The sequence below is a fragment of the Enterobacter cloacae complex sp. 418I7 genome (genome assembly GCF_050030705.1).
GTDB lineage: Bacteria > Pseudomonadota > Gammaproteobacteria > Enterobacterales > Enterobacteriaceae > Enterobacter > Enterobacter intestinihominis.
In genome coordinates, this window is the sequence record NZ_JBLGUU010000001.1 from 2,741,642 (window position 1) to 2,766,587 (window position 24,946).

The 24,946-nt window shown below is 53.9% G+C and carries 22 protein-coding genes; 5 read left to right on the forward strand and 17 right to left on the reverse strand.

Annotation, left to right across the window (positions count from 1 at the left end):
- Nucleotides 1-45: 45 nt before the first annotated feature.
- The 9 genes from ACQG0S_RS13315 to zwf all read right to left on the reverse strand — a co-directional run bounded on the left by ACQG0S_RS13315 (nucleotide 46) and on the right by zwf (nucleotide 12,303).
- Nucleotides 46-1,440, reverse strand: coding sequence for a hypothetical protein (locus ACQG0S_RS13315; protein WP_048966463.1), 1,395 nt, complete (start codon nucleotides 1,438-1,440; stop codon nucleotides 46-48).
- The gene (locus tag ACQG0S_RS13320; protein ID WP_022648473.1) at nucleotides 1,440-1,697 is read right to left on the reverse strand and encodes a PAAR domain-containing protein; all 258 of its coding nucleotides are present in this window, start codon (nucleotides 1,695-1,697) and stop codon (nucleotides 1,440-1,442) included. Before ACQG0S_RS13320 ends, ACQG0S_RS13315 begins: the two co-directional genes overlap by 1 nt.
- A 12-nt stretch (nucleotides 1,698-1,709) precedes the next feature.
- Complete coding sequence (locus ACQG0S_RS13325) at nucleotides 1,710-2,417, reverse strand: T6SS immunity protein Tli3 family protein (protein WP_063138114.1); 708 nt, start codon at nucleotides 2,415-2,417, stop codon at nucleotides 1,710-1,712.
- A 3-nt stretch (nucleotides 2,418-2,420) separates the two neighbouring features.
- Nucleotides 2,421-3,128 carry a T6SS immunity protein Tli3 family protein gene (locus ACQG0S_RS13330; protein WP_063138115.1) on the reverse strand — a complete coding sequence of 236 codons (708 nt, stop codon included), beginning with the start codon at nucleotides 3,126-3,128 and terminating at the stop codon, nucleotides 2,421-2,423.
- A gap of 9 nt (nucleotides 3,129-3,137) precedes the next feature.
- Nucleotides 3,138-5,252, reverse strand: coding sequence for a T6SS effector phospholipase Tle3 domain-containing protein (locus tag ACQG0S_RS13335; protein WP_048966878.1), 2,115 nt, complete (start codon nucleotides 5,250-5,252; stop codon nucleotides 3,138-3,140).
- Entirely contained in the window at nucleotides 5,249-7,762 is a 2,514-nt protein-coding gene (locus ACQG0S_RS13340) for a DUF2345 domain-containing protein (protein WP_048966877.1), read from the reverse strand. Before ACQG0S_RS13340 ends, ACQG0S_RS13335 begins: the two co-directional genes overlap by 4 nt.
- 338 nt (nucleotides 7,763-8,100) lie before the next feature.
- Nucleotides 8,101-8,742 (reverse strand): bifunctional 4-hydroxy-2-oxoglutarate aldolase/2-dehydro-3-deoxy-phosphogluconate aldolase, encoded by a 642-nt coding sequence (kdgA, locus tag ACQG0S_RS13345; protein WP_003859774.1) that lies wholly within the window; start codon nucleotides 8,740-8,742, stop codon nucleotides 8,101-8,103.
- Between the two features lie 39 nt (nucleotides 8,743-8,781).
- Nucleotides 8,782-10,593, reverse strand: a complete 1,812-nt coding sequence (gene edd / locus ACQG0S_RS13350) for a phosphogluconate dehydratase (RefSeq protein WP_023300442.1) — start codon at nucleotides 10,591-10,593, stop codon at nucleotides 8,782-8,784.
- 234 nt (nucleotides 10,594-10,827) lie between these two features.
- Nucleotides 10,828-12,303: a glucose-6-phosphate dehydrogenase gene (gene zwf / locus ACQG0S_RS13355; RefSeq protein WP_022648481.1), complete on the reverse strand. Its 1,476-nt coding sequence runs from the start codon at nucleotides 12,301-12,303 to the stop codon at nucleotides 10,828-10,830.
- Between the two features lie 354 nt (nucleotides 12,304-12,657).
- On the opposite strand from zwf, the gene ACQG0S_RS13360 reads away from it, so the two are divergent.
- Together ACQG0S_RS13360 and pyk are read left to right on the forward strand one after the other, a co-directional pair.
- A complete protein-coding gene (locus ACQG0S_RS13360; RefSeq protein ID WP_048966876.1) occupies nucleotides 12,658-13,527 on the forward strand; it encodes a MurR/RpiR family transcriptional regulator in 870 nt (289 codons plus the stop codon).
- 114 nt (nucleotides 13,528-13,641) lie between these two features.
- Nucleotides 13,642-15,084, forward strand: coding sequence for a pyruvate kinase (pyk, locus tag ACQG0S_RS13365; RefSeq protein ID WP_003859767.1), 1,443 nt, complete (start codon nucleotides 13,642-13,644; stop codon nucleotides 15,082-15,084).
- 43 nt (nucleotides 15,085-15,127) lie between these two features.
- Here pyk and lpxM read toward each other — a convergent pair whose 3' ends face one another.
- The 3 genes from lpxM to znuA form a co-directional block, all read right to left on the reverse strand.
- Nucleotides 15,128-16,099 carry a lauroyl-Kdo(2)-lipid IV(A) myristoyltransferase gene (gene lpxM / locus ACQG0S_RS13370; RefSeq protein ID WP_046619407.1) on the reverse strand — a complete coding sequence of 324 codons (972 nt, stop codon included), beginning with the start codon at nucleotides 16,097-16,099 and terminating at the stop codon, nucleotides 15,128-15,130.
- A gap of 119 nt (nucleotides 16,100-16,218) precedes the next feature.
- On the reverse strand, nucleotides 16,219-17,538 hold the full coding sequence (gene mepM / locus ACQG0S_RS13375; protein ID WP_022648483.1) for a murein DD-endopeptidase MepM: 1,320 nt from the start codon (nucleotides 17,536-17,538) through the stop codon (nucleotides 16,219-16,221).
- A gap of 15 nt (nucleotides 17,539-17,553) precedes the next feature.
- On the reverse strand, nucleotides 17,554-18,498 hold the full coding sequence (gene znuA, locus ACQG0S_RS13380) for a zinc ABC transporter substrate-binding protein ZnuA (RefSeq protein ID WP_032677373.1): 945 nt from the start codon (nucleotides 18,496-18,498) through the stop codon (nucleotides 17,554-17,556).
- A 77-nt stretch (nucleotides 18,499-18,575) separates the two neighbouring features.
- Between znuA and znuC the strand changes: the two genes are divergently transcribed.
- The 3 genes from znuC to ACQG0S_RS13395 all read left to right on the forward strand — a co-directional run bounded on the left by znuC (nucleotide 18,576) and on the right by ACQG0S_RS13395 (nucleotide 21,377).
- Complete coding sequence (znuC, locus tag ACQG0S_RS13385) at nucleotides 18,576-19,331, forward strand: zinc ABC transporter ATP-binding protein ZnuC (protein ID WP_003859757.1); 756 nt, start codon at nucleotides 18,576-18,578, stop codon at nucleotides 19,329-19,331.
- Nucleotides 19,328-20,113 (forward strand): zinc ABC transporter permease subunit ZnuB, encoded by a 786-nt coding sequence (gene znuB / locus ACQG0S_RS13390; protein WP_022648485.1) that lies wholly within the window; start codon nucleotides 19,328-19,330, stop codon nucleotides 20,111-20,113. Before znuC ends, znuB begins: the two co-directional genes overlap by 4 nt.
- Nucleotides 20,114-20,219: 106 nt before the next feature.
- On the forward strand, nucleotides 20,220-21,377 hold the full coding sequence (locus ACQG0S_RS13395) for a DDE-type integrase/transposase/recombinase (RefSeq protein ID WP_023305267.1): 1,158 nt from the start codon (nucleotides 20,220-20,222) through the stop codon (nucleotides 21,375-21,377).
- A gap of 86 nt (nucleotides 21,378-21,463) precedes the next feature.
- On the opposite strand, the gene ruvB is transcribed toward ACQG0S_RS13395, so the two are convergent.
- The 5 genes from ruvB to nudB form a co-directional block, all read right to left on the reverse strand.
- Complete coding sequence (ruvB, locus tag ACQG0S_RS13400) at nucleotides 21,464-22,474, reverse strand: Holliday junction branch migration DNA helicase RuvB (RefSeq protein ID WP_006811035.1); 1,011 nt, start codon at nucleotides 22,472-22,474, stop codon at nucleotides 21,464-21,466.
- Nucleotides 22,475-22,482: 8 nt separating this feature from the next.
- Nucleotides 22,483-23,097, reverse strand: coding sequence for a Holliday junction branch migration protein RuvA (gene ruvA, locus ACQG0S_RS13405; protein ID WP_022648487.1), 615 nt, complete (start codon nucleotides 23,095-23,097; stop codon nucleotides 22,483-22,485).
- A gap of 80 nt (nucleotides 23,098-23,177) precedes the next feature.
- Entirely contained in the window at nucleotides 23,178-23,699 is a 522-nt protein-coding gene (ruvC, locus tag ACQG0S_RS13410; protein ID WP_014884319.1) for a crossover junction endodeoxyribonuclease RuvC, read from the reverse strand.
- 34 nt (nucleotides 23,700-23,733) lie between these two features.
- Nucleotides 23,734-24,474, reverse strand: coding sequence for a YebC/PmpR family DNA-binding transcriptional regulator (locus ACQG0S_RS13415; RefSeq protein WP_003859747.1), 741 nt, complete (start codon nucleotides 24,472-24,474; stop codon nucleotides 23,734-23,736).
- Nucleotides 24,475-24,501: 27 nt separating this feature from the next.
- Entirely contained in the window at nucleotides 24,502-24,945 is a 444-nt protein-coding gene (gene nudB, locus ACQG0S_RS13420; protein ID WP_023300445.1) for a dihydroneopterin triphosphate diphosphatase, read from the reverse strand.
- Nucleotide 24,946 lies beyond the last annotated feature (1 nt).

The following is a 24,946-nucleotide window of genomic DNA, read 5'->3' on the forward strand; positions in this document are numbered from 1 at the left end:
CAAGTAAGCGACCAGCCACATAGCATGATTAACGTTGTTTCGTTTCTATCGCTTCCATTCGTATTCCATGTCCTCGTAGGCTTCATTCGTTTTCGAGATGAAAACAAAACTACCGAGGCCTATAAAAATAACGAAGGGAATGATTATGCTCGCAATCAGTTCCCAGATTGCTGGCGGATCGTTTTGCGCCAGGAAACTGATACGATAGGCAATGAGGGATAACACGCAGAATAAAGCCGCCATCCCCGCAGGATAAAGGGGATTACTCCAGTTACACCAGGTAAGTTTATTTGGGATAGCTGTCTTCATGGAGGAAAGCGCAGTAATACAAAATTTGTTTTTGTCTGAATATGCTACCAGTTGCTCCCCCTGGGCATATTTTACCGCATCCGCCGCAAATGCCAGAGCCAGCCACCGATACCCGGCACTCTTTGCGCCCAGAGAGGCATCGATATCCAGCCGTTCCACCGTGAGCGCTTTTTTGTCCAGTGCCTGCATTAATGGATATTTTTCAATACGGGACAGCCCGGTATACCAGAGATTTTTCGGCGTAAGTACCGAACCCGTCTCAAGGAAGACCGCCATGTTGTCCTCTACATCGGTCACATCAGACATAGGCTGATATAAATATACCGGTTTTTCGCCCTCCTCCCGGACATAATGACTGGTCAGCAGGAATGCACATGCATTTTCCATGCTCTTTGATTCGCCGCTTTCTTCATGTAAATGAACGATAACAATCAGTCGGTTTTCAACTTTGTAATCAGATAAGTTCATCCATTGGCTAACGATCGCGTAGTCAGGGCATTCTGTGCTGTACTCAATTTTACACGTGCTGGCCGTTTCAATACCCAACCGCTCCAGAGTGCGTCTCAGTTCATCAATGCAGGATCCACTCCCTCCGCGAACCCAGACAACGGTTTCAAAAATACGGTAGTTATAGCCCTTCAATTTTTCTGCCATCGGGTCCAGTAAGCGGTAAAACATCTGTTCATTCCTGGTCTGGTCGAAGCGATCTTCCAGCTGAATGTTAACCGGCGTTTTCGGTGCCAGCGGAAATTCGCCTTCCAGTTTCAACATATTCAGCGCGGGTTGCTCCAGGGGGGTTATTGAAGACCATGCTGCGATAGCCATATTTTTCCGCGCATACGCCTTTAAATTAATCTCCTGCTCTTTTGCTATGAATTTTCGGGTTTCAGCATAATGAATGTTGGCGTCATGAAATATGAAACTTGTAAAAACTAACAACGACACAACACAGATGGGCAGAATAACTGAAGGCACAAAAAAGAGAGCCGTAACGTGTTCCTGTTCAGGCCAGGTTAGAGCCCGGATCGCGAGGCCCATTGCGACGGCTATCACATAGAGGAAAACAATCATGACGACTGGCAGAGTGGAATCCGGGTCTGGCTGTTTTTTGTATAACCACCACGCGCGCATTACGAAGCTCCCGCCACAGGTAAGGTACTTTTGATTTCACATCCACACGCCGCGCGACAGCCATCTACCACAACCCCACGGCCATGCATGGTCCAGGTTGGGTGACATTCAGTGATTGGGAACGTCCCTTTATGGAGCGGACACTGCACAAGATCATCTTTCAAGGCCACGGGCTGACCCATAAAGTCTGCCCCAGAGGCCTTAGTGACTTTTCCTCCGCTTATCAGCGGATCGTTTAACCTAATGACGCCTTTCATCGCTTTATCTCCCTATTTTCCCGCATCCATATCACAGCGCATATGATCCCAGCCGGTGTACTCCTTCACTTCGGGTACGCTGTCGGGTAAATCTTGCCAGTTAGCCTTAAATTGCTGCGTGCTGTGCTTAAGCCCCTGCTTAGTCATATAGACCATTCCCCACGCCCAGCCAGGGGAACGGGGGTCCAGCTTCCCGCTTACTTTATTTCCCATTCCGTCATCCACGGTATAGGCAATCCCCGGTCCGCCGGGCAGAATCCGCGGGTCTTCAAACGGTTTTGACGACATATACAGCCGGTGTTTGGTTAGTAAAAAGCCCTGATCGTTGACGACGGTGAAAGAAATAATATCCTCATACGGCGCGTAGTCATCACCATTGGGTTCATTATGATTTGGTGAGAACGCTACGGAGTGCCACGTTTTCCCATAGTCCTTAGATACTATGAATCCACTCACTCCCCATCCCGTCAGAGCAATATATCGCTCTGATGGGTGAATAAATTTACGGGTAAAGAGTCGATAAAACTGACTAACGGGTTCGGTGTGAATGCCTCGCTTCGTATCCGTGTACCAGAGTTCGCCTTCACAATCCCAGCCTTTCAATTCGAGAAAACGATGATCATCGAACCGATAAACAACCTGTGTGGGCGGTTCTTTCGCCTGGCATCCGGTTGCCAGCACAACGGACGTAGCTGCGAGAACGGTACATAATCCTTTCATCAGTTATCGCCCCGCATCCATATCACAGCGCATATGATCCCAGCCGGTGTACTCCTTCACTTCGGGTACGCTATCAGGTAGGTCCTGATAGTTTGTCTTAAATTGAGCTATATCTTCGTGCAGACCTTCTTTGGTGATGTAATCCAGCCCCCAAGCAGGGCCAGAAGAACCGGGTTCCAGCTTACCTCTGACTTTATTTCCCATTCCGTCATCCACGGTATAGGTAATCCCCAGCCCACCGGGCAGAATGCGCGGGTCTTCAAATGGTTTTGACGACATGTACAGCCGGTGCTTGGTTAGTAGAAAGCCCTGATCGTTGACGACGGTGAAAGACACTGCATCTTCTGCGGGTGCTCTGTTATCTCCATTTGGTTCATTACCCGCTGGGGAAAAACCGACAGCTTTCCATGTTTCGCCATAGTCTTTCGATACATGAAACCCATCCACCTCCCAGTTAGGAATTGAGATATATCGTTCTGATGGATGAATAAACTTACGGGTAAATACTCGATAAAATTGAAAATAAGGCTGTGAATGAATACCCCTTTTCGTATCTGTATACCAGAGCTGGCCTTCACAGCCCCAGCCTTTTAACTCAAGATAACGATGATCATCGAACCGGTAAACAACCTGTGTCGGCGGTTCTTTCGCCTGGCATCCGGTTGCCAGCACAACGGACGTAGCTGCGACAACGGTACATAATCCTTTCATGTTTTGTCCTTACGCCAGTTGACTGTCACTCATTGGTTTTGGCATATCCCATTGGAGGCTTTTCAATTCTTGATTTCCTGAAACCTGATCGTGAGAAGGCTTGAAAGAGGTATGTTTGTTAAACTGATTTTTCACACCGTAAGTGCTCTTTGGAAGCACTTCGTCAGGTCTGTTCATGAAGTCTTTCGTCTCAGCAATTGGCAACCTTCCCGAACGATAATATTCTCTGGCATCGGCATTGCCGTTCTGCGGATCGCGCCAGTCTGCCCGATGTAGCAACCCTTCCCAAAATTTCCCCGCCTGATAATCGAATGATTTGCACTGCCCAATAGCCAAATCAAACGCCATAGCGTGCGATGGTACAAATTCACTCATCACAATAGAGGAGTGCTGGCTGTAGCCTACCGGGTCGATTTTCTGCCATTCCGCTTGCAGTTCTTCCGGTGTTTTCTTCCAGGTAAGTGTGACTAACTGAAAATCTCGCGAACCTGACACCTCACCATAAATAACCTCATGCTTTCGTTCAAAACTCTCTTCTTTAAGCTCTGAAGCAGATAAAACGTGACCGGGCTGCCAGCCAATATTTTGATAGCGGTTCACAGCAAAGGTTGTCGTTACTGTGCGCTTAATGGCGCTGGCTTTAGCGGAATAGGAAATGTAGGCGTCCGGGCTGTCCGGATCGACATAATAGGTATACGGTTTATCACTGGTTTTAGGATCGTTATCCGGGTGATTATCCTCCCCCTGGAGTTTGAAAATAAACGGTTCCGGTAACTCCTCACCGTTTATCAACACATCGCGAGCGCTGTAACTGGCGTTCGTGAGAAAGGCATATTTTGCATCCCCCTCATTTCGCGATGGTAGCTCAAAGGGGTTAGCGTCAGGGATTTTTCCTACTTCACCATGCTGGTAAAACACGCGCTGAAACAGATTCGGTATATCACTGGCAATATTCTGAGGAATGCCCCGCCAGCCAACCCCCTGCACATTCTCCAGCGACACGACGCCGTCATTCGGGCAAAAGTAGTTATACACTTTACCGTCGTTGCTTCGGCAATATCTGTCATCCGTTCGTAGCGGATTATCGGAAGGTTTACGCAGGGTACAGGAGGCCTCCAGAGCCAGTAATTCGCTCTCTGCTATTTTCCCGCCACCTTTCCATTGCGTATGCATAAGGCGACAGAAATTTTTAAACGTCTGCTGTCTGGCATCGTCGGTCTGTTGATAACCCGGCTGAATATTTTCAGCCACGCGCGGCTTAAGAGAATACGGTGAGTGATTAAGAATGACACAGTTGACAGGCTTTAATCCCTCTTGTTTGACCAATATATTCGCCAGCATGGTAAGGATAGTGCCCTGACTATGCGCCACTACGTTGATAACATCATTTGCTGTGACCGGATTTCGGCGGATAGTTAAAATCAAATCCGCCAGCCGTTGAGCGGCAAAAAACTGGTAAATGCGGTGTGGGCTTTCATAGATAGGATGGGTAAAATCGCCATCATTGAAGTGCAGCGAGGCAAATCCCGCAGCGGCAACGCCGAAGCCACCGGCGCCGGGTCCCAGCATATCCGGGATCGTCGTCGTTGCGTTGGCAAAGGTCCCGCCCCCCTTGGCAAAACTCGTATCAAGTGCATTTTTAAAGTTATCGTTCTGGTACTGAAACGGCCCTTTCCCGTCATTACCCAGCGACTTTTTATTCGTCTCGTTATCTTCCTGGTACGCATCATAGGGCAGATGCGCTTTGTCACTCAGCTTCCCGACTTCCTCCCGGTAGCGCTTCTGGTCCGCCCGGTAGTCAGCATGCGTAACCGGTTTATATCCCCAGTAAAACGGGATGATGGGGGAACGCCCGGGAGTGATAATTCTGTAGTCTTTCCATTCGTGGGCGTAAAAATCCTGCCGGTTGAGTCGCTTACCCAGCCCGACAAGTATTCCTTTCTCCTGATTCTGGTAAGCTTCACCCACGTCGTTCACGCCATGGACGAGGATCACAATGCCGGGCATCGGACGCGGTATCCCGACGTTGCGCGTCTGGGCGACTTCGCCCAGGGTTTTGTGTACCGGAATATCGCCTTCTGATACCACCCGTGGAGCGTAGGGTTTTGTCTTCACCTCCGTCATTCCATTATCTCCATTTTATAGCTGTCGAGGTCGTCAGCATCGAGCAGTGTTGAACGACCGGAGCTGTCCGTCACGCCTTCCACCACCTGACCGGATGCACTGGTCAGCCTGAATTTTTTGTTTGCCAGAATTTGCTCCGGATCATCGCAGGCGTGCAGTTTGTAGCGAAGTTTAAAGGCGCCTTTGTCAAAGGATGGCGTCGGTACCGACACACTTTCCGGACCGTCGTATTTCAGGCTCGGCGCTTTGAGCTCAATGCCCGTCGGCGAGAAAATCGTGACCAGCCCGGTCGGGCTGATCCGGATCCCGCCGCCCCCGCAGACAAACTGCATTCCCTTTCTGGCACTGCCGTTCATTTTCCCGGCGGTGCTCGTCAGCGTGAAATCCTGCTGCGACAGCATGTGCATTTCGCCCCGCTGCGCCTGCGTCGTAATATCCCCCGCACCGGCAATCATCTGGATGCCGAGTTTGCGGGTAAACAGCGACAGTTTTTCCCCTACGGCCAGCGAGAATTTTTTCACCACATTCACGCTGGCATTCCCGCCCGCTGTGGCAATCAGGTCTTTCCCGGCTGACAATTGCAGGCTGTCCGGCGTAACCTGCGCAATTCCACTTTTTCCATATGCCAAAATACCGGGCTCCGCGAGATGACTCAGCGTCTGGCTGAGCGCATTTTGCCGATCGGTTTCCACATTACTCGCACCTGCCGTAAGCGCACTTTGTTGTAGGGTCATCGCCAGCGATAACGCCTTTTCGAGTTGTGCAATAGCCGCTGTCATATCCAGTTGCTTACCCCCCGCGCGGGGCTGTGCTTCCGTGGTGATCATCACGCCTTTGGCAGCACGCAGCGCCATCCAGTCGTCGGTGCGAGCCTCCACACCTTCCCCGCGCTTTTTGCCCTCAGCATCAACCAGGTGGCCCACACTCACTTGCCCTTTGCCGTACTCGGTAGAGATTTTGATGTGTTCCTGCCCGCGACGATCTTCAAGACGGATCTTGTTCAACGCGGCCGTGCGGATCACGTTTCGGGTATCGTTACGGTTTGTGACTAAATCCGGGTGGCTGCCGTCGTGCATGACATGGGCGATAAAAGGTCTGTCCGGGTCGCCGCCTTCAAAACCTACGGCAACTTCAGTCCCCTCCAGCAACGGAAAGTGAATACCAAAAGTGTCACCGGCGTACGGCCTGCCGAGGCGTACCAGGGCGCTTTCAAATCCGACCCGTTTTTCATCAAGGTCAAAATCGAACTTAACCCGGTAGCGTCCAACCGCATCAAGTCCGGCATAGGTTTTATCTCCCCCGATAGCCTTCACTCTGGCGGGCACCGTTCCGGCTATCACTGGCCGGGATATGTATTCAGGACGGAAGCTATAGCCGTGGATATAGGGGATCCCAGAAAGTACGGCGCGATAGTGTTCAGCACGGCTGCCGCGGATAATCATCGCAGTTATCACAAACCCGGACTTAAACCCGTCAGGTAAAGGCCCTGCAGGATAAAACATAATGCCTGGCTGAAGCTCGGGATCGCTGGTTGTCGCCCCCAGAACACTCTGTCCGTTCAACAGGCGTTCATAACGCAGACGAGCGTAAAATGCGGCGGTTTCCGCCTCTTCACCGTGAAAATCCCCCGCAGCAAGATAGTGATCGGCATAGTGATAGTGTTGGCCTGTCGTTACACCTTCGGGAATATCGCTCGTTTTAATGGTCTTATCCGTCTGCGGCGATTGCGGGTCACGATAGTTATAGGTGCGAACCAACACATTTTTTGGGATCAGGCCGTGCTGCTCCTCCAGATCGGTGATGTATTCGTTATAACTGGTCATGCCTGAATGTCGGACATAAGGCATCTGTTTGTCGCTGAAGTTGTAACGACGCGCAGAATCCCCAAAAATAACGACGGTTTCCGTTTTCACTTTGTTGTGATTCTCAAAACGGAACCAGATCCCTATCTCTGCCAGCAGCCGACGGATGAACCGCAAATCGGTTTCTTTCCACTGAACGATCATTTCCCGTCGTGGATAGCTGTGGCTCAGTTGGTCAAAATCAATGTTGTAGCCGTCAAAGTGACCACTGTCCTTCATCAGCTTTGTAACGAGCTCCGGGACTGTCATGTTCATGTAAACCGCAGAACGGTAATTTTGATCCAGCAGCGCCAGCTCATGCTCCAGCACGCATTCATACAGTGCTTCGTCACCTGAAGACATCAGCCGGGAAAATTGGGTGATCGTGCCATTAATCTGGCGAACCGGCAGCCAGGAGGTTTGCCCATGCCATGAGGCTTCCAGATTGGGTGCACGCAGAATAAACTCAGCCCTTTGATTAAGAACAGCATTAATGGCAATGTTTTGATCCGGACTGGTAAAGCGAATGGTATAGCGATAAGGCTCGCTTAATATCTCTTTTCCTGTAAAAGAATGAACATCAGAAATAACATTTTTGCTACGCGGGAAATACAATAAATATCTGTTTAACGTGTCCCGCCGTTGAGCCACCTCAGATTCCCCTGACATTATTATCTATCCTTTTAACAAACATTCCGTTTATTAAAAACAATACACCTATCGTTCTCCTATTAAAATACCCAACCTCAAGTTGAATTGACTCAAAGGAAGTAACATTATTCACAAAATAAATAAAAAGAGCCCAGACAATCTCATCACAGATAAATTAAGAATGAATTATTCATCAAGTATATAAGTAAGGGATTATTCAATAATGAAGAATGATACGCCTGGGGGTTAGGGATATTAAAAATGTTTGTGGGGAGAAGAAGAAGAACTCATACATGCTGGTCACATAAAGTGACCAGCATCAGGCCAGAGGGCCTGCTTTATGCATTGAGCATTTGTTACTGTTTCGCGCCTTCTACCGCTTCGCGAGCCAGTTTAGTAATGCGATCCCAGTCGCCTGCTTCCAGCGCATCCGCCGGAACTAGCCAGGAGCCACCGATGCATAGCACGCTTTTCAGCGCCAGGTAGTCGCGGTAGTTGGCCGGAGAGATGCCGCCCGTTGGGCAGAAACGCACCTGGGAGAATGGGCCTGCAATCGCCTGCAACGCTTTGGTGCCGCCGTTCGCTTCAGCCGGGAAGAATTTAAACTCTTTCAGGCCGTAGTCCATGCCCAGCATCAGTTCAGAAACGGTGCTGATACCCGGGATCAGCGGAATAGAACCTTCGGTTGCGGCTTTCAGCAGCGGCTCGGTCAGGCCCGGGCTGATGGCAAACTGTGCGCCCGCTTCGGTCACTTCCGCCAGCTGCTGCGCATTCAGAACCGTACCAGCACCGATGATCGCTTCCGGCACTTCTTTGGCGATAGCGCGAATCGCATCCATCGCACAGGCAGTACGCAGGGTCACTTCCAGAACACGAACGCCACCCGCAACCAGCGCCTTCGCCATTGGGACAGCGTGCTCCAGTTTGTTTACCACAATAACCGGCACGACAGGGCCAGTAGTCAGGATTGCTTCTGCACTTGTTTTCCAGTTTTTCATCAGAGTTTTCTCTCGCCAGATCGTTAAAATCAAGTCGTCTTAAAACGTAATACAGGTTGCGCCCTGCTCCGCACCGGAGAGTTTCTCACGCAACGCACCAAACATCTCGCGTCCGGTACCCACGCGGGATGCGCTCAGGTCAGGAATATGTGGCTGACGCGCCGCCAGCTCTGCTTCGTCCACCAGCAGGGTTAACTCGCCTGTCTGACCGTTAACGCGGATCATGTCTCCATCATGGACTTTCGCCAGCAGGCCGCCGTCGTAGGCTTCCGGGGTGACATGAATCGCTGAAGGCACTTTACCGGATGCCCCCGAGAGGCGTCCATCGGTCACCAGCGCAATTTTGAAACGGCGGTCCAATAATACACCAAGCGGCGGCATAAGTTTATGTAATTCTGGCATCCCGTTCGCTTTTGGTCCCTGATGACGCACCACGACTACGCAGTCTTTATCAAGCAGACCCGCGTCGAAGGCAGGTAAAACGTCGTGCTGGCTTTCAAACACCACCGCCGGGGCTTCGATAACCTGATTCTCTTCCGGCACGGCAGAGGTTTTCATTACGGCACGCCCAAGGTTACCGCTCAGCACTTTGGTGCCGCCGTGAGGAGAGAACGGCTGTTCGAAGGTGGCGATAACCTGAGGATCGAGCGAGTTGCTCGCCCCCTCGCGCCAGTCCAGCTCACCGTTGTTCAGCCACGGCTCAAGGGTATAGCGATGCAGGCCAAAGCCCGCCACCGTGTTGACATCCTCATGCAGCAGGCCGCCTTTCAGCAGCTCGCGCATCAGCACCGGCACGCCGCCCGCAGCCTGGAAGTGGTTAATGTCCGCCGGACCGTTCGGGTACAGACGCGCCATCAGCGGTACCACGGAGGAGATCTCGGAGAAGTCATCCCAGTTGATCAGAATGCCCGCCGCGCGCGCCATCGCGACAAGGTGCATGGTATGGTTGGTTGAACCGCCGGTCGCCAGCAGGGCGACAATCCCGTTGACGATGACTTTTTCATCGACCATTTTGCCCATTGGCATCCACTCGTTGCCGTTACCGGTCAGGCGCGTCACCTGACGGGCTGCGGCTTCGGTCAGCGCTTTACGCAGTGGCGCATCCGGCTGGATGAACGACGAGCCCGGTAGCTGCATCCCCATAAACTCCACCACCATCTGGTTGGTGTTAGCCGTACCGTAGAACGTACAGGTGCCAGGCGCGTGATAGGACGCGGCTTCCGCTTCCAGCAGCGCCTGACGGTCCGCTTTTCCTTCGGCATACAGCTGGCGGATACGGACTTTTTCCTTGTTTGGCAGACCGCTTGCCATCGGGCCTGACGGCACAAAAATCGCTGGCAGATGGCCAAACGACAGCGCGGCCATCACCAGCCCCGGGACGATTTTGTCGCATACGCCCAGGTAGAGCGCGCCATCAAACATATTGTGAGAGAGGCCCACTGCCGCCGACATGGCGATCACTTCGCGGCTCAACAGAGACAGCTCCATACCGTCCTGTCCCTGAGTCACGCCATCACACATGGCCGGCACGCCGCCTGCAACCTGGCCCACCGCGTTCACGCTGTGCAGCGCATTGCGGATGATAGACGGGTAAACCTCATACGGCTGGTGGGCTGAAAGCATGTCGTTATAGGAGGTAATAATGGCGATATTGTTACGCAGCATGCTTTTCAGCGCGTCTTTATCACCAGGCTGGCAGGCGGCAAAGCCGTGGGCCAGATTCCCGCAGGCCAGCTGTGAGCGATGGACCGTTTCACTCTTCGCCTGTTCGATGCGGGCAAGGTAGGCAGCACGGGTCTCTTTCGAGCGTTCAACGATGCGTTGTGTTACGCGTAACAATGTCGGATTCATAAAAGCTCCTCTAATTTATCTGTCCAGGCTCGGGAGTTTACACAGTTTCTGACGGTTGTTAACAACGCTGAAACGCCTGATATCCGGAGCGCAGGGGCAAAATGTCTGAAGGGAGTGTAATAAAAAAAGCTCCGCGGGTGAATCCACGCGGAGCTTAAAAGATTAAAAATTATGCCACTTGCTGTGTTAGATCATGTTACCGGTAAAATAACACCTTTGGGCTAGAGATGGGGGTTATTCAAACTCGTTCCAGGAGCGGCCATCACGGGTGATCATCGCAACGGAGGCGACAGGTCCCCATGTTCCCGCCTGATACGGTTTTGGCGCGTCCTGGTCGGCTGCCCACGCTTCGGTGATTGAGTCGACCCACTTCCACGCCTCTTCCACTTCATCGCGGCGGACGAACAGCGCCTGGATACCACGCATGGTTTCCAGCAGCAGACGCTCGTAAGCATCGGCCAGATGCGTCTGGTTGAAAGTTTCAGAGTAACTCAGGTCGAGTTTGGTGGTTTGCAGGTTGTGTTTGTGATCAAGACCCGGCACTTTGTTCAGGATCTGAATATCCACCCCCTCATCCGGTTGCAGACGAATAGTCAGTTTGTTCTGCGGCAGTTCCTGCCAGGATTCTTTGAACAGGTTCAGTTCCGGATTTTTGAAGTAGACCACCACTTCGGAGCATTTTGCCGGCAGACGTTTCCCGGTACGCAGGTAGAACGGCACGCCGGCCCAGCGCCAGTCGTCGATATCCACGCGGATCGCCACAAACGTTTCGGTGTTGCTGGACTTGTTCGCGCCCTCTTCTTCCAGATAGCCAGGGACTTTTTTCCCCTGGGCAAAACCTGCGGTGTACTGGCCGCGCACGGTTTTCTCACGCACGTTGGAGCGGTCAATACGGCGCAGTGATTTCAGCACTTTCACTTTGGCGTCACGAATGCTGTCGGCCGTCAGATCTGACGGTGGAGACATGGCAATCATGCACAGAATTTGCAGCAGGTGGTTCTGGATCATGTCACGCATCTGGCCGGCCTGGTCGAAGTAGCCCCAGCGGCCTTCGATGCCCACTTCTTCCGCCACGGTAATTTCCACGTGGTCGATAGTGCGGTTGTCCCAGTTGTTCACAAACAAGGAGTTGGCAAAACGCAGCGCCAGCAGGTTCAGAACCGTCTCTTTACCCAGATAGTGGTCAATACGGTAAACCTGACACTCCTCAAAGAACTCGCCCACCTGGTCGTTGATTTCACGCGAGGTTGCCAGCGACGTACCCAGCGGCTTCTCCATCACCACGCGGGCCGGTTTGGCGTTCAGCTTCGCTTCGCCCAGACCTTTGCAGATGGCGCCGAAGGTGCTTGGCGGCATGGCGAAATAGTTAATGGTGACGCGATTTTCCTGGTCCAGCATTTCACCCAGACGGGTAAAGGCGCTTACATCGTTGACGTCCAGATTGCAGAAATCGAGACGCCCGCTCAGCTTATCCCAAAGGCTTTCATCGATTTTCTCTTTCATGAAGGTTTCGAGCGCCTCGCGCACGACTTTGGTATAAGCCTCCTTATCCCAGTCGGCGCGCCCTACCCCAAGAATTCGGGTATCGGGATGGATCTGGCCCGCTTTTTCGAGCTGATACAGGGAAGGCAGCAATTTTCGGCGTGCAAGATCGCCTTTCGCGCCGAAAATGACCAGGTCACATGCCTGGGCTGTTTGCGTTACCGCCATGTCATTCTCCTCAGTTAGATCTCCTGGTACTCTGCCAGGTATCGTTGTAATTTTATTACAATGCACTGTACTGCTTTTACGCGTTTCCTGAAACCATTAGCGCTTAACGACGCGTGCGATACGGTGATTTTTCGTCGCGCGGGCCATTACGCCCGTCTGGTGACGCAACAAACGTCGATTCTTTGCGCAACAGGGTCAGAGCAAAACCCGACGTCGATCAAGTAATGAAAAAAAACAACAACATTTCTTGTCGACGATTACCCTTTCGGGTGTCCCGGGGGTAATATCGGCTAAATCGAATCAAGGTTTCATCTCTATGAAATCGTTTATGCCCTCATGAGCGTCTTGTTAACAATGAACATGCTGGAAAAAATCCAGTTTCAACTGGAACACCTTAGCAAATCCGAGCGCAAAGTGGCCGAAGTTATTCTCGCCGCGCCCGCTCAGGCGATTCATTCAAGCATCGCCGCTCTGGCACAGGAATCGGGCGTCAGCGAACCGACGGTCAATCGATTCTGTCGTAGTCTGGACACCCGCGGCTTTCCTGATTTTAAACTGCATCTGGCACAAAGTCTGGCAAACGGTACCCCGTATGTTAATCGCAATGTAGATGAAGACGACAGTGTTGATGCTTACACCGCAAAAATATTTGAATCGGCAATGGCCACGCTCGACCATGTTCGCCAGTCTCTGGACATGTGTTCAGTGAATCGCGCGGTCGATCTTCTTACGCAGGCCAAACGGATTGCCTTCTTTGGCCTTGGCTCGTCCGCCGCCGTGGCGCATGACGCCATGAATAAGTTCTTTCGCTTTAACGTGCCGGTGATTTACTCCGATGACATTGTGCTGCAACGCATGAGCTGTATGAATTGTAGCGAAGATGATGTCGTGGTACTCATCTCCCATACGGGCCGCACCAAGAGCCAGGTGGAGCTGGCGCAACTCGCGCGTGACAACGATGCGATGGTCATCGCCCTGACGACGGCAGGTACGCCGCTGGCCCGGGAAGCAACGCTCGCCATTACCCTGGACGTACCGGAAGACACCGACATGTACATGCCGATGGTCTCCCGCCTGGCGCAGCTGACGGTCATCGACGTGCTGGCGACCGGTTTTACCTTACGCCGGGGCGCAAAATTCCGGGATAACTTGAAGCGGGTCAAGGAAGCCCTGAAAGAATCGCGTTTTGATAAAGAATTGCTTATAAAGAGCGATGTTCCCTAATAACGACGATGTACGATTTACGGCATTCGGTCCCCTCGCTACTGCCTTGCGATAGATGAAGGCCGATTCTATGTTCACGCAACACCAAAGTTGTTTCAGTCAACGGAGTATTACATGTCCAGAAGGCTTCGCAGAACCAAGATCGTCACCACCCTAGGCCCGGCCACCGACCGCGATAATAACCTCGAGAAGATTATCGCCGCGGGTGCCAACGTGGTGCGCATGAACTTCTCTCACGGTACGCCAGAAGACCATAAATTACGTGCCGACAAAGTGCGTGAAATCGCAGCTAAACTGGGCCGCCATGTTGCTATCCTCGGTGACCTGCAAGGTCCAAAAATCCGCGTATCGACCTTTAAAGAAGGCAAAGTCTTCCTCAACATCGGCGATAAATTCCTGCTGGATGCCAACCTGAGCAAAGGCGAAGGCGATAAGGAAAAAGTGGGTATCGACTACAAAGGTCTGCCTGCTGACGTTGTGCCTGGCGACATCCTGCTGCTGGACGACGGACGCGTACAGCTGAAAGTGCTGGAAGTTCAGGGTATGAAGGTGTTCACCGAAGTGACCGTCGGCGGTCCGCTCTCCAACAACAAAGGCATCAACAAACTCGGCGGTGGCCTGTCTGCCGAAGCGCTGACCGATAAAGACAAAGCGGATATCGTGACCGCAGCGCAGATCGGCGTGGATTATCTGGCCGTCTCCTTCCCCCGCTGCGGCGAAGATCTGAACTATGCTCGCCGCCTGGCGCGTGATGCAGGCTGCGATGCGAAAATCGTTGCGAAAGTGGAACGCGCTGAAGCGGTCTGCGATCAGGACGCGATGGACGACGTGATCCTGGCGTCTGACGTGGTGATGGTTGCCCGTGGTGATCTGGGCGTGGAAATTGGCGACCCTGAACTGGTCGGTATCCAGAAAGCGCTGATCCGTCGCGCGCGTCAGCTGAACCGCGCGGTGATCACCGCCACCCAGATGATGGAATCCATGATCACCAACCCAATGCCAACCCGTGCGGAAGTCATGGACGTGGCGAACGCCGTGCTGGATGGTACTGACGCGGTGATGCTGTCAGCAGAAACCGCTGCGGGTCAGTATCCGGCGGAAACCGTGGCCGCCATGGCGCGCGTCTGCCTGGGTGCGGAGAAGATCCCAAGCATTAACGTCTCCAAGCACCGCCTGGATATCCAGTTCGACAATGTGGAAGAAGCGATTGCGATGTCCGCGATGTACGCAGCCAACCACCTGAAAGGGGTCACGGCGATCATCACCATGACCGAATCTGGCCGTACCGCGCTAATGACGTCTCGCATCAGCTCCGGTCTGCCGATCTTCGCCATGTCCCGTCACGAGCGTACGCTGAACCTGACGGCGCTGTATCGCGGCGTGACGCCAGTCTACTTCGACAGCACCAACGATGGCGTGGCCGCCGCGCACGATGCTGTGAACCTGCTGCGCGACAAAGGTTATTTGGTATCCGGTGATATCGTTATCGTGACGCAGGGTGACGTGATGAGCACCATCGGCTCAACCAATACCACCCGCGTACTAACCGTAGAGTAAGCTCCGATCCCCTCTCCCCTAAGGGGAGAGGGGTGAAGGTTTCCTATTTCTTCGGGAAAAGCTCTTTACGCTTGTACGGCTCTGTTTCGCCAGGTTTACGCGTTTTGAGCAACTTCAGGATCCACGTATATTGCTCCTTATGTGGCCCCACCAGCACTTCCACCTCTTCATTCATGCGGCGTGCAATGGTGCGATCGTCCGCGGTCTGCAGATCATCCATCGGCGGACGTACCTCAATGCTCAGGCGATGCGTTTTACCGTCATAAACCGGGAACAGCGGGATCACGCGGGCGCGGCAGACTTTCATCAGGCGACCAATCGCGGGTAGCGTAGCTTTATAGGTCGCGAAGAAATCGACAAACTCGCTGTGCTCAGGACCGTGATCCTGATCGGGCAGATAGTAGCCCCAGTAACCCTGACGTACCGACTGAATGAAAGGCTTAATGCCATCGTTACGGGCGTGCAGGCGTCCGCCAAAGCGACGGCGCACGGTATTCCAGACGAAATCGTAGATTTTGTTTCCCTGATTATGGAACATCGCCGCCATTTTCTGGCCCTGCGATGCCATTAACATTGCCGGAATGTCGACCCCCCAACCGTGCGGCACCAGGAAAATCACTTTTTCATCATTGCGACGCATCTCGTCGATGATTTCCAGCCCTTTCCAGTCAACGCGGTCGACGATCTTTTCCGGCCCTTTCAGCGCCAGTTCCGCCATCATCGCCATGGCCTGTGGCGCGGTGGTATACATGTCATCAATGATTGCTTCGCGTTCGACGTCGGTTTTATCCGGGAAGCAGTACAGAAGGTTTATTTGCGCCCGGCGGCGTGCGCTTTTACCTAAGCGCCCTGCCAGGCACCCCACTTTTCCAAGAACCGGATCGCGGAGGGAAGCAGGTAGTAACGCCATGCCAGCAAACGCGTATACGCCAAGCCAGGCGCCCCAGTTACGCGGGTGGCGAAAGGATTTTTCAAACTCGGGAATGTACTCAATATTGTTTTTTTTGGTTTCCATGCGGGTTCCAGGGTCTGGTGACGCAAAAATATATTCAGATAGTGTAGCGAGGCAGCCGTCCGCGTACAAAAGAAAAAGCCGGCGCACACTGACGCCGGCTTATTTTTGAGGGTGTTAGCTTAGTCGAAGCGCAGCTGTGGCATCACCTCTTTCACCTGCGCCAGGTAATCTTTGCGATCTTTCCCGGTCAGCCCTTCGGTGCGCGGCAGTTTCGCCGTCAGCGGGTTAACCGCCTGCTGGTTGATCCACACTTCGTAGTGCAGGTGCGGCCCCGTCGAACGGCCTGTGTTACCGGACAGCGCGATGCGATCGCCACGTTTCACTTTCTGGCCCGGTTTGACCAGCAGTTTACGCAGGTGCATGTAGCGGGTGGTGTATGTACGACCGTGACGAATAGCCACGTAGTAGCCAGCAGCACCACTGCGTTTCGCCATGACCACTTCACCATCCCCTACCGCCAGCACTGGCGTGCCCTGCGGCATGGCGAAGTCAACGCCACGGTGCGGCGCTACGCGACCCGTTACCGGGTTCAGACGACGCGGGTTAAAGTTGGAGGAGACACGGAACTGTTTCGCCGTTGGGAAACGCAGGAAGCCTTTTGCCAGGCCCGTACCGCTGCGGTCATAGAACTTACCGTCTTCCGCGCGAATGGCGTAGTAGTCTTTGCCGTCTGAACGTAAGCGAACACCCACCAGCTGGCTCTGCTCGCGCTTACCGTCCAGCATTTCGCGGGACATCAGGACAGAGAACTGATCGCCTTTTTTCAGTTTGCGGAAATCCATCTGCCACTGCATGGCTTTGATCACCGAGCTGATTTCAGCGCTGGTCAGGCCAGCATCGCGGGCACTGGAAACAAAGCTGCCGCCGACGGTCCCTTTCATCACGCTGTTAACCCAGTCGCCCTGCTGCATTTCACTGGTCATTTTGAAACCGTTTGCGGTGCGATCGTAGGTGCGGGTTTCGCGACGGGACATCTCCCAGGTCAGACGTTGCAGATCGCCGTCGGGCGTTAAGGTCCAGGAAAGCTGCTGACCAATTTTCAGGTTACGCAGCTCTTTATCGGATGCGGCAAGCTGGCTAATGTTGCCCATGTCGATACCGTACTGGTTCAGGACGCTGCTCAGCGTATCGCCAGTAGAAACAACATATTCATGAATGCCGGTTTCATTCTGGATCTTGTCATCCAGCTCATCCTGGGGAATAGCTTCATCTTCCTGTGCGGCCTGATCGATAGGCTCGCTGGCCTCAGGCAGCAGAGAGCGGATCTCGCTCTTCTCCAGTTCGATGGTTTTAATAATAGGGGCAGAACTCGGGTGGTAAACATAGGGCCGCCAGACGGCGACCGCTAACGTGAGAACTGTAAGCGACCCCAGCATAACGCGGTGGGGTCGAGGCAGATTGTTAAATGCCAGGGCGACAGAGCGGGCTATCTGTTGCACGTATTCACTTCCTCGTTAATCTCCTTTCAGGCAGCTCGCATACTGATTCGCCAGTTGGCTGAGGAACTGCGAATAGCTCGCTTTGCTCAACTGGATGTTCGTACCTAGCGGGTCAAGGGTTCCCATGCGCACGGATGTTCCCCTGGCCACGGCTTCTACGACCGCTGGCCTGAACTGTGGCTCAGCAAAAACGCATGTCGCTTTTTGCTCAACCAACTGTGTTCTGATTTCATGTAAACGCTGCGCACCAGGCTGAATTTCAGGGTTGACGGTAAAATGCCCCAATGGGGTCAGACCGTAATGTTTCTCGTAATACCCGTAGGCATCATGAAAAACGAAGTACCCTTTTCCTTTAAGCGGTGCGAGCTCGTTACCTACCTGTTTGTCGGTTGCGGCTAATTGAGCCTCAAAATCCTTCAGGTTGGCGTCGAGTTTGATTCGACTTTGCGGCATAAGTTCCACTAATTTGTCGTGGATTGCAACCGCTGTAAGCCGCGCTATCTCTGGGGAGAGCCAGAGATGCATGTTGTATTCACCGTGATGGTGATGGTCGTCACCTTTTTCGCCATGAGCATGGTCGTGGTCGTGTTCGTCGCCCTCGTCCTCAGCCCCTTTCATCAGCAACGGTTTCACAGCGGACAGCTCACCAATCGTCACCTGTTTCTGCGCAGGGACCTGTTTAGCGGATTTCTGCATGAACGCTTCCATCTCAGGACCAATCCAGACGACTAAGTCCGCGTTCTGTAAGCGTTTTACATCAGACGGACGCAGAGAATAATCATGCTCGGAGGCCCCGTCAGGCAGAAGAACCTCTGTGTCCGTCACACCGTCGGCGATGGCAGCGGCGATAAAGCCAAGTGGTTTAAGCGAAGCGACAACGGCAGCGTTAACATCTTGTGCTGTTGTCCCCCAAAGAGCAGCGGATAAAGCTGCGAAAAGAAGCGTATTTTTCTGTAACATAATGCGACTAATCATCGTAATGAATGCGTGGAATGTGATATTATAACATTCGATGACTTCTGCAAGCTTAAATTGACATGACGACTTTAGTTTCTCTTGAAAATGTTTCGGTCTCATTCGGCCAGCGCCGCGTCCTTTCTGACGTGTCGCTGAATCTGAAGCCCGGCAAAATACTCACGCTGCTCGGCCCTAACGGTGCAGGCAAATCGACGCTGGTGCGCGTCGTATTAGGCCTGGTAGCCCCTGACGCAGGTGTTATCGTCCGCGAGGACAAATTGCGTATCGGCTATGTGCCGCAAAAATTACATCTTGATGCCACCCTGCCCCTGACGGTGAGCCGCTTCCTGCGTCTCCGTCCCGGTACGCGTAAAGCGGATATCCTACCGGCGCTAAAACGCGTTCAGGCGGGACATCTTGTTGAGGCGCCTTTGCAAAAGCTGTCGGGCGGTGAAACCCAGCGCGTATTGCTTGCCCGCGCCCTGCTCAGCAGCCCTCAGCTGCTGGTCCTGGACGAGCCGACGCAGGGTGTCGACGTCAACGGTCAGGTTGCGCTGTACGATCTTATCGACCAGCTCCGTCGGGAGCTTAACTGCGCGGTGCTGATGGTCTCCCACGATCTGCATCTGGTAATGGCCAAAACCGACGAAGTGCTGTGCCTGAACCATCACATCTGTTGTTCCGGCACGCCGGAAGTGGTGTCAATGCATCCCGAATTTATCTCCATGTTTGGCCATCGTGGCGCCGAACAGCTGGGCATCTATCGCCATAATCACAATCACCGCCATGATTTACAGGGACGAATTGTCCTGCGTCGGGGAAATGGACACTCATGATTGAACTGTTACTGCCCGGCTGGCTGGCCGGGATTATGCTTGCCTGCGCCGCGGGTCCACTCGGCTCGTTTGTCGTCTGGCGCAGAATGTCCTATTTCGGCGATACGCTGGCCCATGCGTCATTGCTGGGTGTCGCGTTTGGTTTGTTGCTGGACGTAAACCCGTTTTATGCGGTGATTGTCGTCACGCTGCTGCTGGCCGCCGGTCTGGTCTGGCTGGAAAAACGCCCTCACCTGGCCATTGATACCCTGCTCGGCATTATGGCGCACAGCGCCCTGTCGCTGGGCCTGGTGGTGGTGAGCCTGATGTCAAACATCCGCGTGGACCTGATGGCTTATCTGTTCGGCGATCTGCTGGCCGTCACGCCCGAAGATCTGATTTCCATTGCCATTGGCGTGGTGGTGGTGCTCGGGATCCTGCTGTGGCAGTGGCGGAATTTACTGGCAATGACCGTCAGCCCCGATCTGGCCTTTGTCGACGGCGTGAAGCTTCAGCGCGTGAAGCTGCTCTTGATGCTGGTGACGGCGTTAACCATCGGGGTGGCGATGAAATTTGTTGGCGCGCTGATCATCACGTCGCTGTTGATAATCCCTGCCGCCACGGCGCGTCGTTTTGCGCGTACGCCGGAGCAAATGGCCGGTATCGCGGTGATTATCGGAATGATCGCGGTGACGGGCGGCTTAACCTTCTCGGCGTTCTATGACACGCCAGCAGGGCCGTCGGTGGTATTGTGCGCGGCGGTGTTGTTTATTTTCAGTATGATGAAAAAGACCGCGCAGTAGTCAGCATGTCCCCGGTGGCGCTTCGGTATGAACCGGAAACATGGGTAACACTTTAGACCGGATACATGGGTAACAGTTATAACTGGCATAGAAGAGGAGACTCGCTATGCCCTGGACTGAGACCCGACCTATGCAACGCCTTGATTTTATCCGTGCCTGCCATGCAGGTACGGATTCTTTTTCTGCCCTCTGCCGTCTCTTCGGCATCAGTCGAAAAACCGGTTACAAATGGCTTCAGCGTTTTGACCCCTCTGACCTGTCATCTCTCTCTGACCGGTCGCGTGCTCCGCACTCCCACTCCCGGACAGTTCCTGATGATATCGCCGGGCAGCTTACGGCCCTGAGGCAAAAACACCCTGACTGGGGCCCCAAAAAACTGCGGATGTGGCTGCTCAATCATCACGTCGATTTTACCGTCCCCGCTGCCAGTACTATCGGCGATATCCTCAAGCGTGAAGGCCTGGTTCCGGATAAAAAGCGAAAACGCAGAACCCCGGGCAATCGCCAGCCCCTGACCATCATCAGTGAGAACAATCAGGTCTGGAGCGCTGATTTTAAAGGCAAGTTCAGGCTGCTGAGCCGGAAATACTGTCATCCCTTCACCCTCACCGACAATCACAGCCGGTATCTTCTGAGCTGCCGGGGAGCAGACCGGGAGAGCGAGCCCTTCGTCAGGCAGTGCCTGACGGATGCGTTCCTGGAGTACGGTCTGCCGGAAGTCCTGAGAACGGATAATGGTCAGCCTTTCGCAGGAACAGGTATCGCCGGGTTAAGTCGCCTTGCAGTCTGGCTGATAAAGCTGGGCATCAGACCGGAACGCATCAGAAAGGGGCATCCGGAAGAAAACGGCCGTCATGAGCGAATGCATCGTTCGCTGAAAAGTGCAGTAAAACAGGGCAACATATTTATGACGATGGAAGAACAACAGCGGTGGTTCAGTGGCTACCGGGAAGAGTTTAACTACGAAAGGCCACATGAAGCCCTGGCGGGTGCAACGCCCGGAACGGTATGGCAACCCTCAGGCCGGCACTGGGATGGCAGGGTTCCTGAATATGCTTATCCGGAAGGAGGTACGGTCTACAGGGTGAAATCAAGGGGGACACTCTATATGGGGAAAAAGGGGACGGTGTTCCTGAGTGAAGCGCTGACTGATGAGTACATCATGCTGGAAGAACAAGATGATGGCCTGGAGGCCATCATCTTTAATGGAATAACGCTTGCGTACTACGACCGAAAAACCCAGAGTGTGCTCCGGATAGACTGAAAAGTGTTACCTATGTTCCCGGTCTGATCTGTTACCTATGTATCCGGTCATACACTTCGCTTACCGGGGCTACCATTAATCGCTACTTACGGCATCGCGGGCGGCGTAATGCCGAAATGATTCCACGCCCGCACCGTCGCCATACGACCACGCGGGGTACGCTGTAAGAAGCCCTGCTGGATTAGATACGGCTCCAGCACGTCCTCGATAGTCTCACGCTCTTCGCCAATTGCCGCCGCCAGGTTATCCAGCCCCACCGGCCCGCCAAAGAACTTATCCAGCACCGCCAGCAGCAGCTTACGGTCCATATAGTCAAAGCCTTCGGCATCAACGTTCAGCATATCCAGCGCCTGCGCAGCAATGTCAGCCGAAATGGTGCCATCGTGCTTCACCTCGGCAAAATCACGCACGCGACGCAGCAGGCGGTTGGCGATACGCGGCGTACCGCGGGAACGTTTCGCCACTTCAAACGCTCCCTCTTCGCTCATATCCAGCCCCATGTAGCGCGCGCTGCGCCCCACAATATGCTGAAGGTCGGGCACCTGATAAAACTCCAGACGCTGCACGATACCAAAACGGTCACGTAGCGGTGAGGTCAGCGAGCCGGCTCGCGTCGTGGCACCAATCAGAGTAAACGGTGGCAGATCGATTTTGATCGAGCGCGCGGCCGGGCCTTCGCCGATCATGATATCCAGCTGGTAATCCTCCATCGCCGGATAGAGCACTTCCTCCACCACCGGTGACAGGCGGTGGATTTCATCGATAAACAGCACGTCATGCGGTTCGAGGTTGGTCAGCATCGCCGCCAGGTCCCCTGCTTTCTCCAGCACCGGGCCGGAGGTGGTACGCAGGTTAACGCCCATTTCGTTGGCGACGATATTCGCCAGAGTGGTTTTACCTAACCCCGGCGGACCAAAAATCAGCAGGTGATCGAGCGCATCGCCGCGCAGCTTTGCCGCCTGGATGAAAATCTCCATCTGAGAACGAACCTGCGGCTGGCCAATGTACTCATCCAGCAGTTTTGGACGGATCGCGCGATCCACCACGTCATCTGGCTGAATGGTGCCTGCCGATACCAGGCGGTCTGCTTCAATCATCCTTTACCTCACAATGCAGCGCGCAGCGCTTCACGAATCAGAGTTTCACTGCTGGCATCCGGTTTGGCAACTTTACTCACCATACGGCTGGCCTCCTGAGGTTTATAGCCCAGCGCCACCAGCGCGGCAACCGCTTCCTGCTCGGCATCATCATCCGTCGCTGGCCCGCCCGGTGAAGTCAGCACCAGATCGGCCGCCGGAGTGAACAGATCGCCATGCAAACCTTTAAAGCGGTCCTTCATCTCGACAATCAGGCGCTCGGCGGTTTTCTTGCCGATGCCCGGAAGTTTAATTAACGCAGCCGGATCTTCGCGCTCAACGGCATTCACAAACTGTGGCGCTGACATACCGGACAGAATCGCCAGCGCCAGCTTGGGCCCGACGCCGTTGGTTTTGATTAATTCGCGGAACAGGGTGCGTTCCTGTTTGTTATTGAATCCGTACAGCAGTTGAGCGTCTTCACGCACCACAAACTGGGTAAAGACAACCGCCTCTTTGCCCGCCTCCGGCAACTCGTAGAAGCAGGTCATCGGCATATGGACTTCATAGCCCACGCCACCCACTTCCAGCAGCACTAACGGGGGTTGTTTTTCAATGATGATGCCTCTGAGTCTGCCTATCACGTGACGCTCCTGCGTTCTGGATGAAATTAACTGCCGACATAATAAAAAAAGGCTGGATAAACATCCAGCCTGATTTGTCATTATCGTAATCTGCCTCGCGCCAGATTGAGCCGCGACTCACTCATTTGCATCGCGTTCTGGCTGACGTGGCAGTGGGTAATCGCAATGGCCAGCGCATCGGCGGCGTCGGCCTGCGGGTTCGCCGGGAGCTTCAGCAGGGTACGCACCATGTGCTGCACCTGGCTTTTCTCCGCGCTACCTATGCCCACCACCGTCTGCTTAACCTGACGGGCCGCGTATTCAAACACTGGCAGGTCCTGGTTCACGGCGGCAACTATCGCCACGCCGCGCGCCTGCCCGAGCTTTAACGCCGAGTCAGCGTTCTTCGCCATAAAGACCTGCTCGATGGCGAAAAAGTCCGGCTGAAACTGGGTGATGATCTCCGACACGCCCGCATAAATGAGCTTCAGGCGCGACGGCAGATCGTCTACTTTGGTACGAATACATCCGCTGCCGAGGTAGGTTAGCTGGCGTCCCACCTGACGGATAACGCCATACCCGGTGACGCGTGAGCCGGGGTCAATCCCGAGGATAATCGACATCACGCGTCTCCCGTAAACGGTTTACAGGCTCTCATCAGAGAGTCGCTGCAACCTCATCAGAGATTTCACCGTTGTGATACACTTCCTGCACGTCGTCGCAGTCTTCGAGCATGTCGATCAGACGCAGCAGTTTCGGTGCGGTTTCTGCATCCATGTCCGCTTTTGTGGAAGGGATCATGGACACTTCAGCGTTATCCGCTTTCAGACCTGCCGCTTCCAGCGCATCGCGCACGGCCCCCATCTCTTCCCATGCGGTGTAGACATCGATAGCGCCGTCGTCGTAGGTCACTACGTCTTCCGCACCGGCTTCCAGCGCCGCTTCCATGATCGCATCTTCGTCGCCTTTCTCGAAGGATATGACACCTTTTTTGCTGAACAGGTAAGCAACGGAACCGTCAGTGCCCAGATTACCACCGGTTTTGGTGAACGCGTGGCGCACTTCCGCAACGGTACGGTTACGGTTGTCGGACAGGCACTCTACCATCACCGCCGTACCGCCAGGACCGTAACCTTCATAAATGATGGTTTCCATGTTCGCGTCTTCATCACCGCCCACGCCACGTGCGATTGCACGGTTCAGGGTGTCTCGCGTCATGTTGTTGGACAGGGCTTTATCAACCGCCGCGCGCAAACGTGGATTAGAGGCCGGATCGCCGCCACCCAGACGCGCCGCTGTTACCAGCTCACGAATGATTTTGGTAAAGATTTTACCGCGTTTGGCATCCTGTGCCGCTTTACGGTGTTTGGTGTTGGCCCACTTACTATGACCTGCCATAAAAAGTTCTCCAAAAATCGCGCCTTCTCAGGCAGCGTTAATTACAAATTCTTCTATCGCCTGCCGGTTGCTCCATGACTTGGTCAGTGCGGCGGCATCCGCCGCATCCACCCAGCGGTAGGTCAGGTGTTCCGTGAACACGATCTCCCGCTCATGGGGAAGCGCAAGGCAGAACCACGATTCCGTATTGCGCTCAATTCCCGGTGCATAGCGATGACGTAAATGGCTAAAAATTTCAAACTCCACCGTGCGCTGACAGTCCTTCAGGGTCAGTTGCTCGCGAGCAACGTCAATGGCGACCTCTTCCTTTACTTCACGCGCGGCGGCCTGCGGCGCGGACTCTCCCTCTTCCAGACTGCCGGTAACCGACTGCCAGAAATCAGGATCGTCGCGCCGCTGCAACATCAGCACCCGCTTCGAGTCTTCTGCATAAATGACCACCAGAACCGAAACGGGACGCTTATATGCCATA

Excerpts from the sequence above, each read along its gene's own strand:
- ACQG0S_RS13315 (WP_048966463.1), bottom strand. The coding sequence starts at position 1,440 with ATGCGCGCGTGGTGGTTATACAAAAAACAGCCAGACCCGGATTCCACT.
- ACQG0S_RS13320 (WP_022648473.1), bottom strand. The coding sequence starts at position 1,697 with ATGAAAGGCGTCATTAGGTTAAACGATCCGCTGATAAGCGGAGGAAAA.
- ACQG0S_RS13325 (WP_063138114.1), bottom strand. The coding sequence starts at position 2,417 with ATGAAAGGATTATGTACCGTTCTCGCAGCTACGTCCGTTGTGCTGGCA.
- ACQG0S_RS13330 (WP_063138115.1), bottom strand. The coding sequence starts at position 3,128 with ATGAAAGGATTATGTACCGTTGTCGCAGCTACGTCCGTTGTGCTGGCA.
- ACQG0S_RS13335 (WP_048966878.1), bottom strand. The coding sequence starts at position 5,252 with ATGACGGAGGTGAAGACAAAACCCTACGCTCCACGGGTGGTATCAGAA.
- ACQG0S_RS13340 (WP_048966877.1), bottom strand. The coding sequence starts at position 7,762 with ATGTCAGGGGAATCTGAGGTGGCTCAACGGCGGGACACGTTAAACAGA.
- kdgA (WP_003859774.1), bottom strand. The coding sequence starts at position 8,742 with ATGAAAAACTGGAAAACAAGTGCAGAAGCAATCCTGACTACTGGCCCT.
- edd (WP_023300442.1), bottom strand. The coding sequence starts at position 10,593 with ATGAATCCGACATTGTTACGCGTAACACAACGCATCGTTGAACGCTCG.
- zwf (WP_022648481.1), bottom strand. The coding sequence starts at position 12,303 with ATGGCGGTAACGCAAACAGCCCAGGCATGTGACCTGGTCATTTTCGGC.
- ACQG0S_RS13360 (WP_048966876.1), top strand. The coding sequence starts at position 12,658 with ATGAACATGCTGGAAAAAATCCAGTTTCAACTGGAACACCTTAGCAAA.
- pyk (WP_003859767.1), top strand. The coding sequence starts at position 13,642 with ATGTCCAGAAGGCTTCGCAGAACCAAGATCGTCACCACCCTAGGCCCG.
- lpxM (WP_046619407.1), bottom strand. The coding sequence starts at position 16,099 with ATGGAAACCAAAAAAAACAATATTGAGTACATTCCCGAGTTTGAAAAA.
- znuA (WP_032677373.1), bottom strand. The coding sequence starts at position 18,498 with ATGTTACAGAAAAATACGCTTCTTTTCGCAGCTTTATCCGCTGCTCTT.
- znuC (WP_003859757.1), top strand. The coding sequence starts at position 18,576 with ATGACGACTTTAGTTTCTCTTGAAAATGTTTCGGTCTCATTCGGCCAG.
- znuB (WP_022648485.1), top strand. The coding sequence starts at position 19,328 with ATGATTGAACTGTTACTGCCCGGCTGGCTGGCCGGGATTATGCTTGCC.
- ACQG0S_RS13395 (WP_023305267.1), top strand. The coding sequence starts at position 20,220 with ATGCCCTGGACTGAGACCCGACCTATGCAACGCCTTGATTTTATCCGT.
- ruvB (WP_006811035.1), bottom strand. The coding sequence starts at position 22,474 with ATGATTGAAGCAGACCGCCTGGTATCGGCAGGCACCATTCAGCCAGAT.
- ruvC (WP_014884319.1), bottom strand. The coding sequence starts at position 23,699 with ATGTCGATTATCCTCGGGATTGACCCCGGCTCACGCGTCACCGGGTAT.
- ACQG0S_RS13415 (WP_003859747.1), bottom strand. The coding sequence starts at position 24,474 with ATGGCAGGTCATAGTAAGTGGGCCAACACCAAACACCGTAAAGCGGCA.
- nudB (WP_023300445.1), bottom strand. The coding sequence starts at position 24,945 with ATGGCATATAAGCGTCCCGTTTCGGTTCTGGTGGTCATTTATGCAGAA.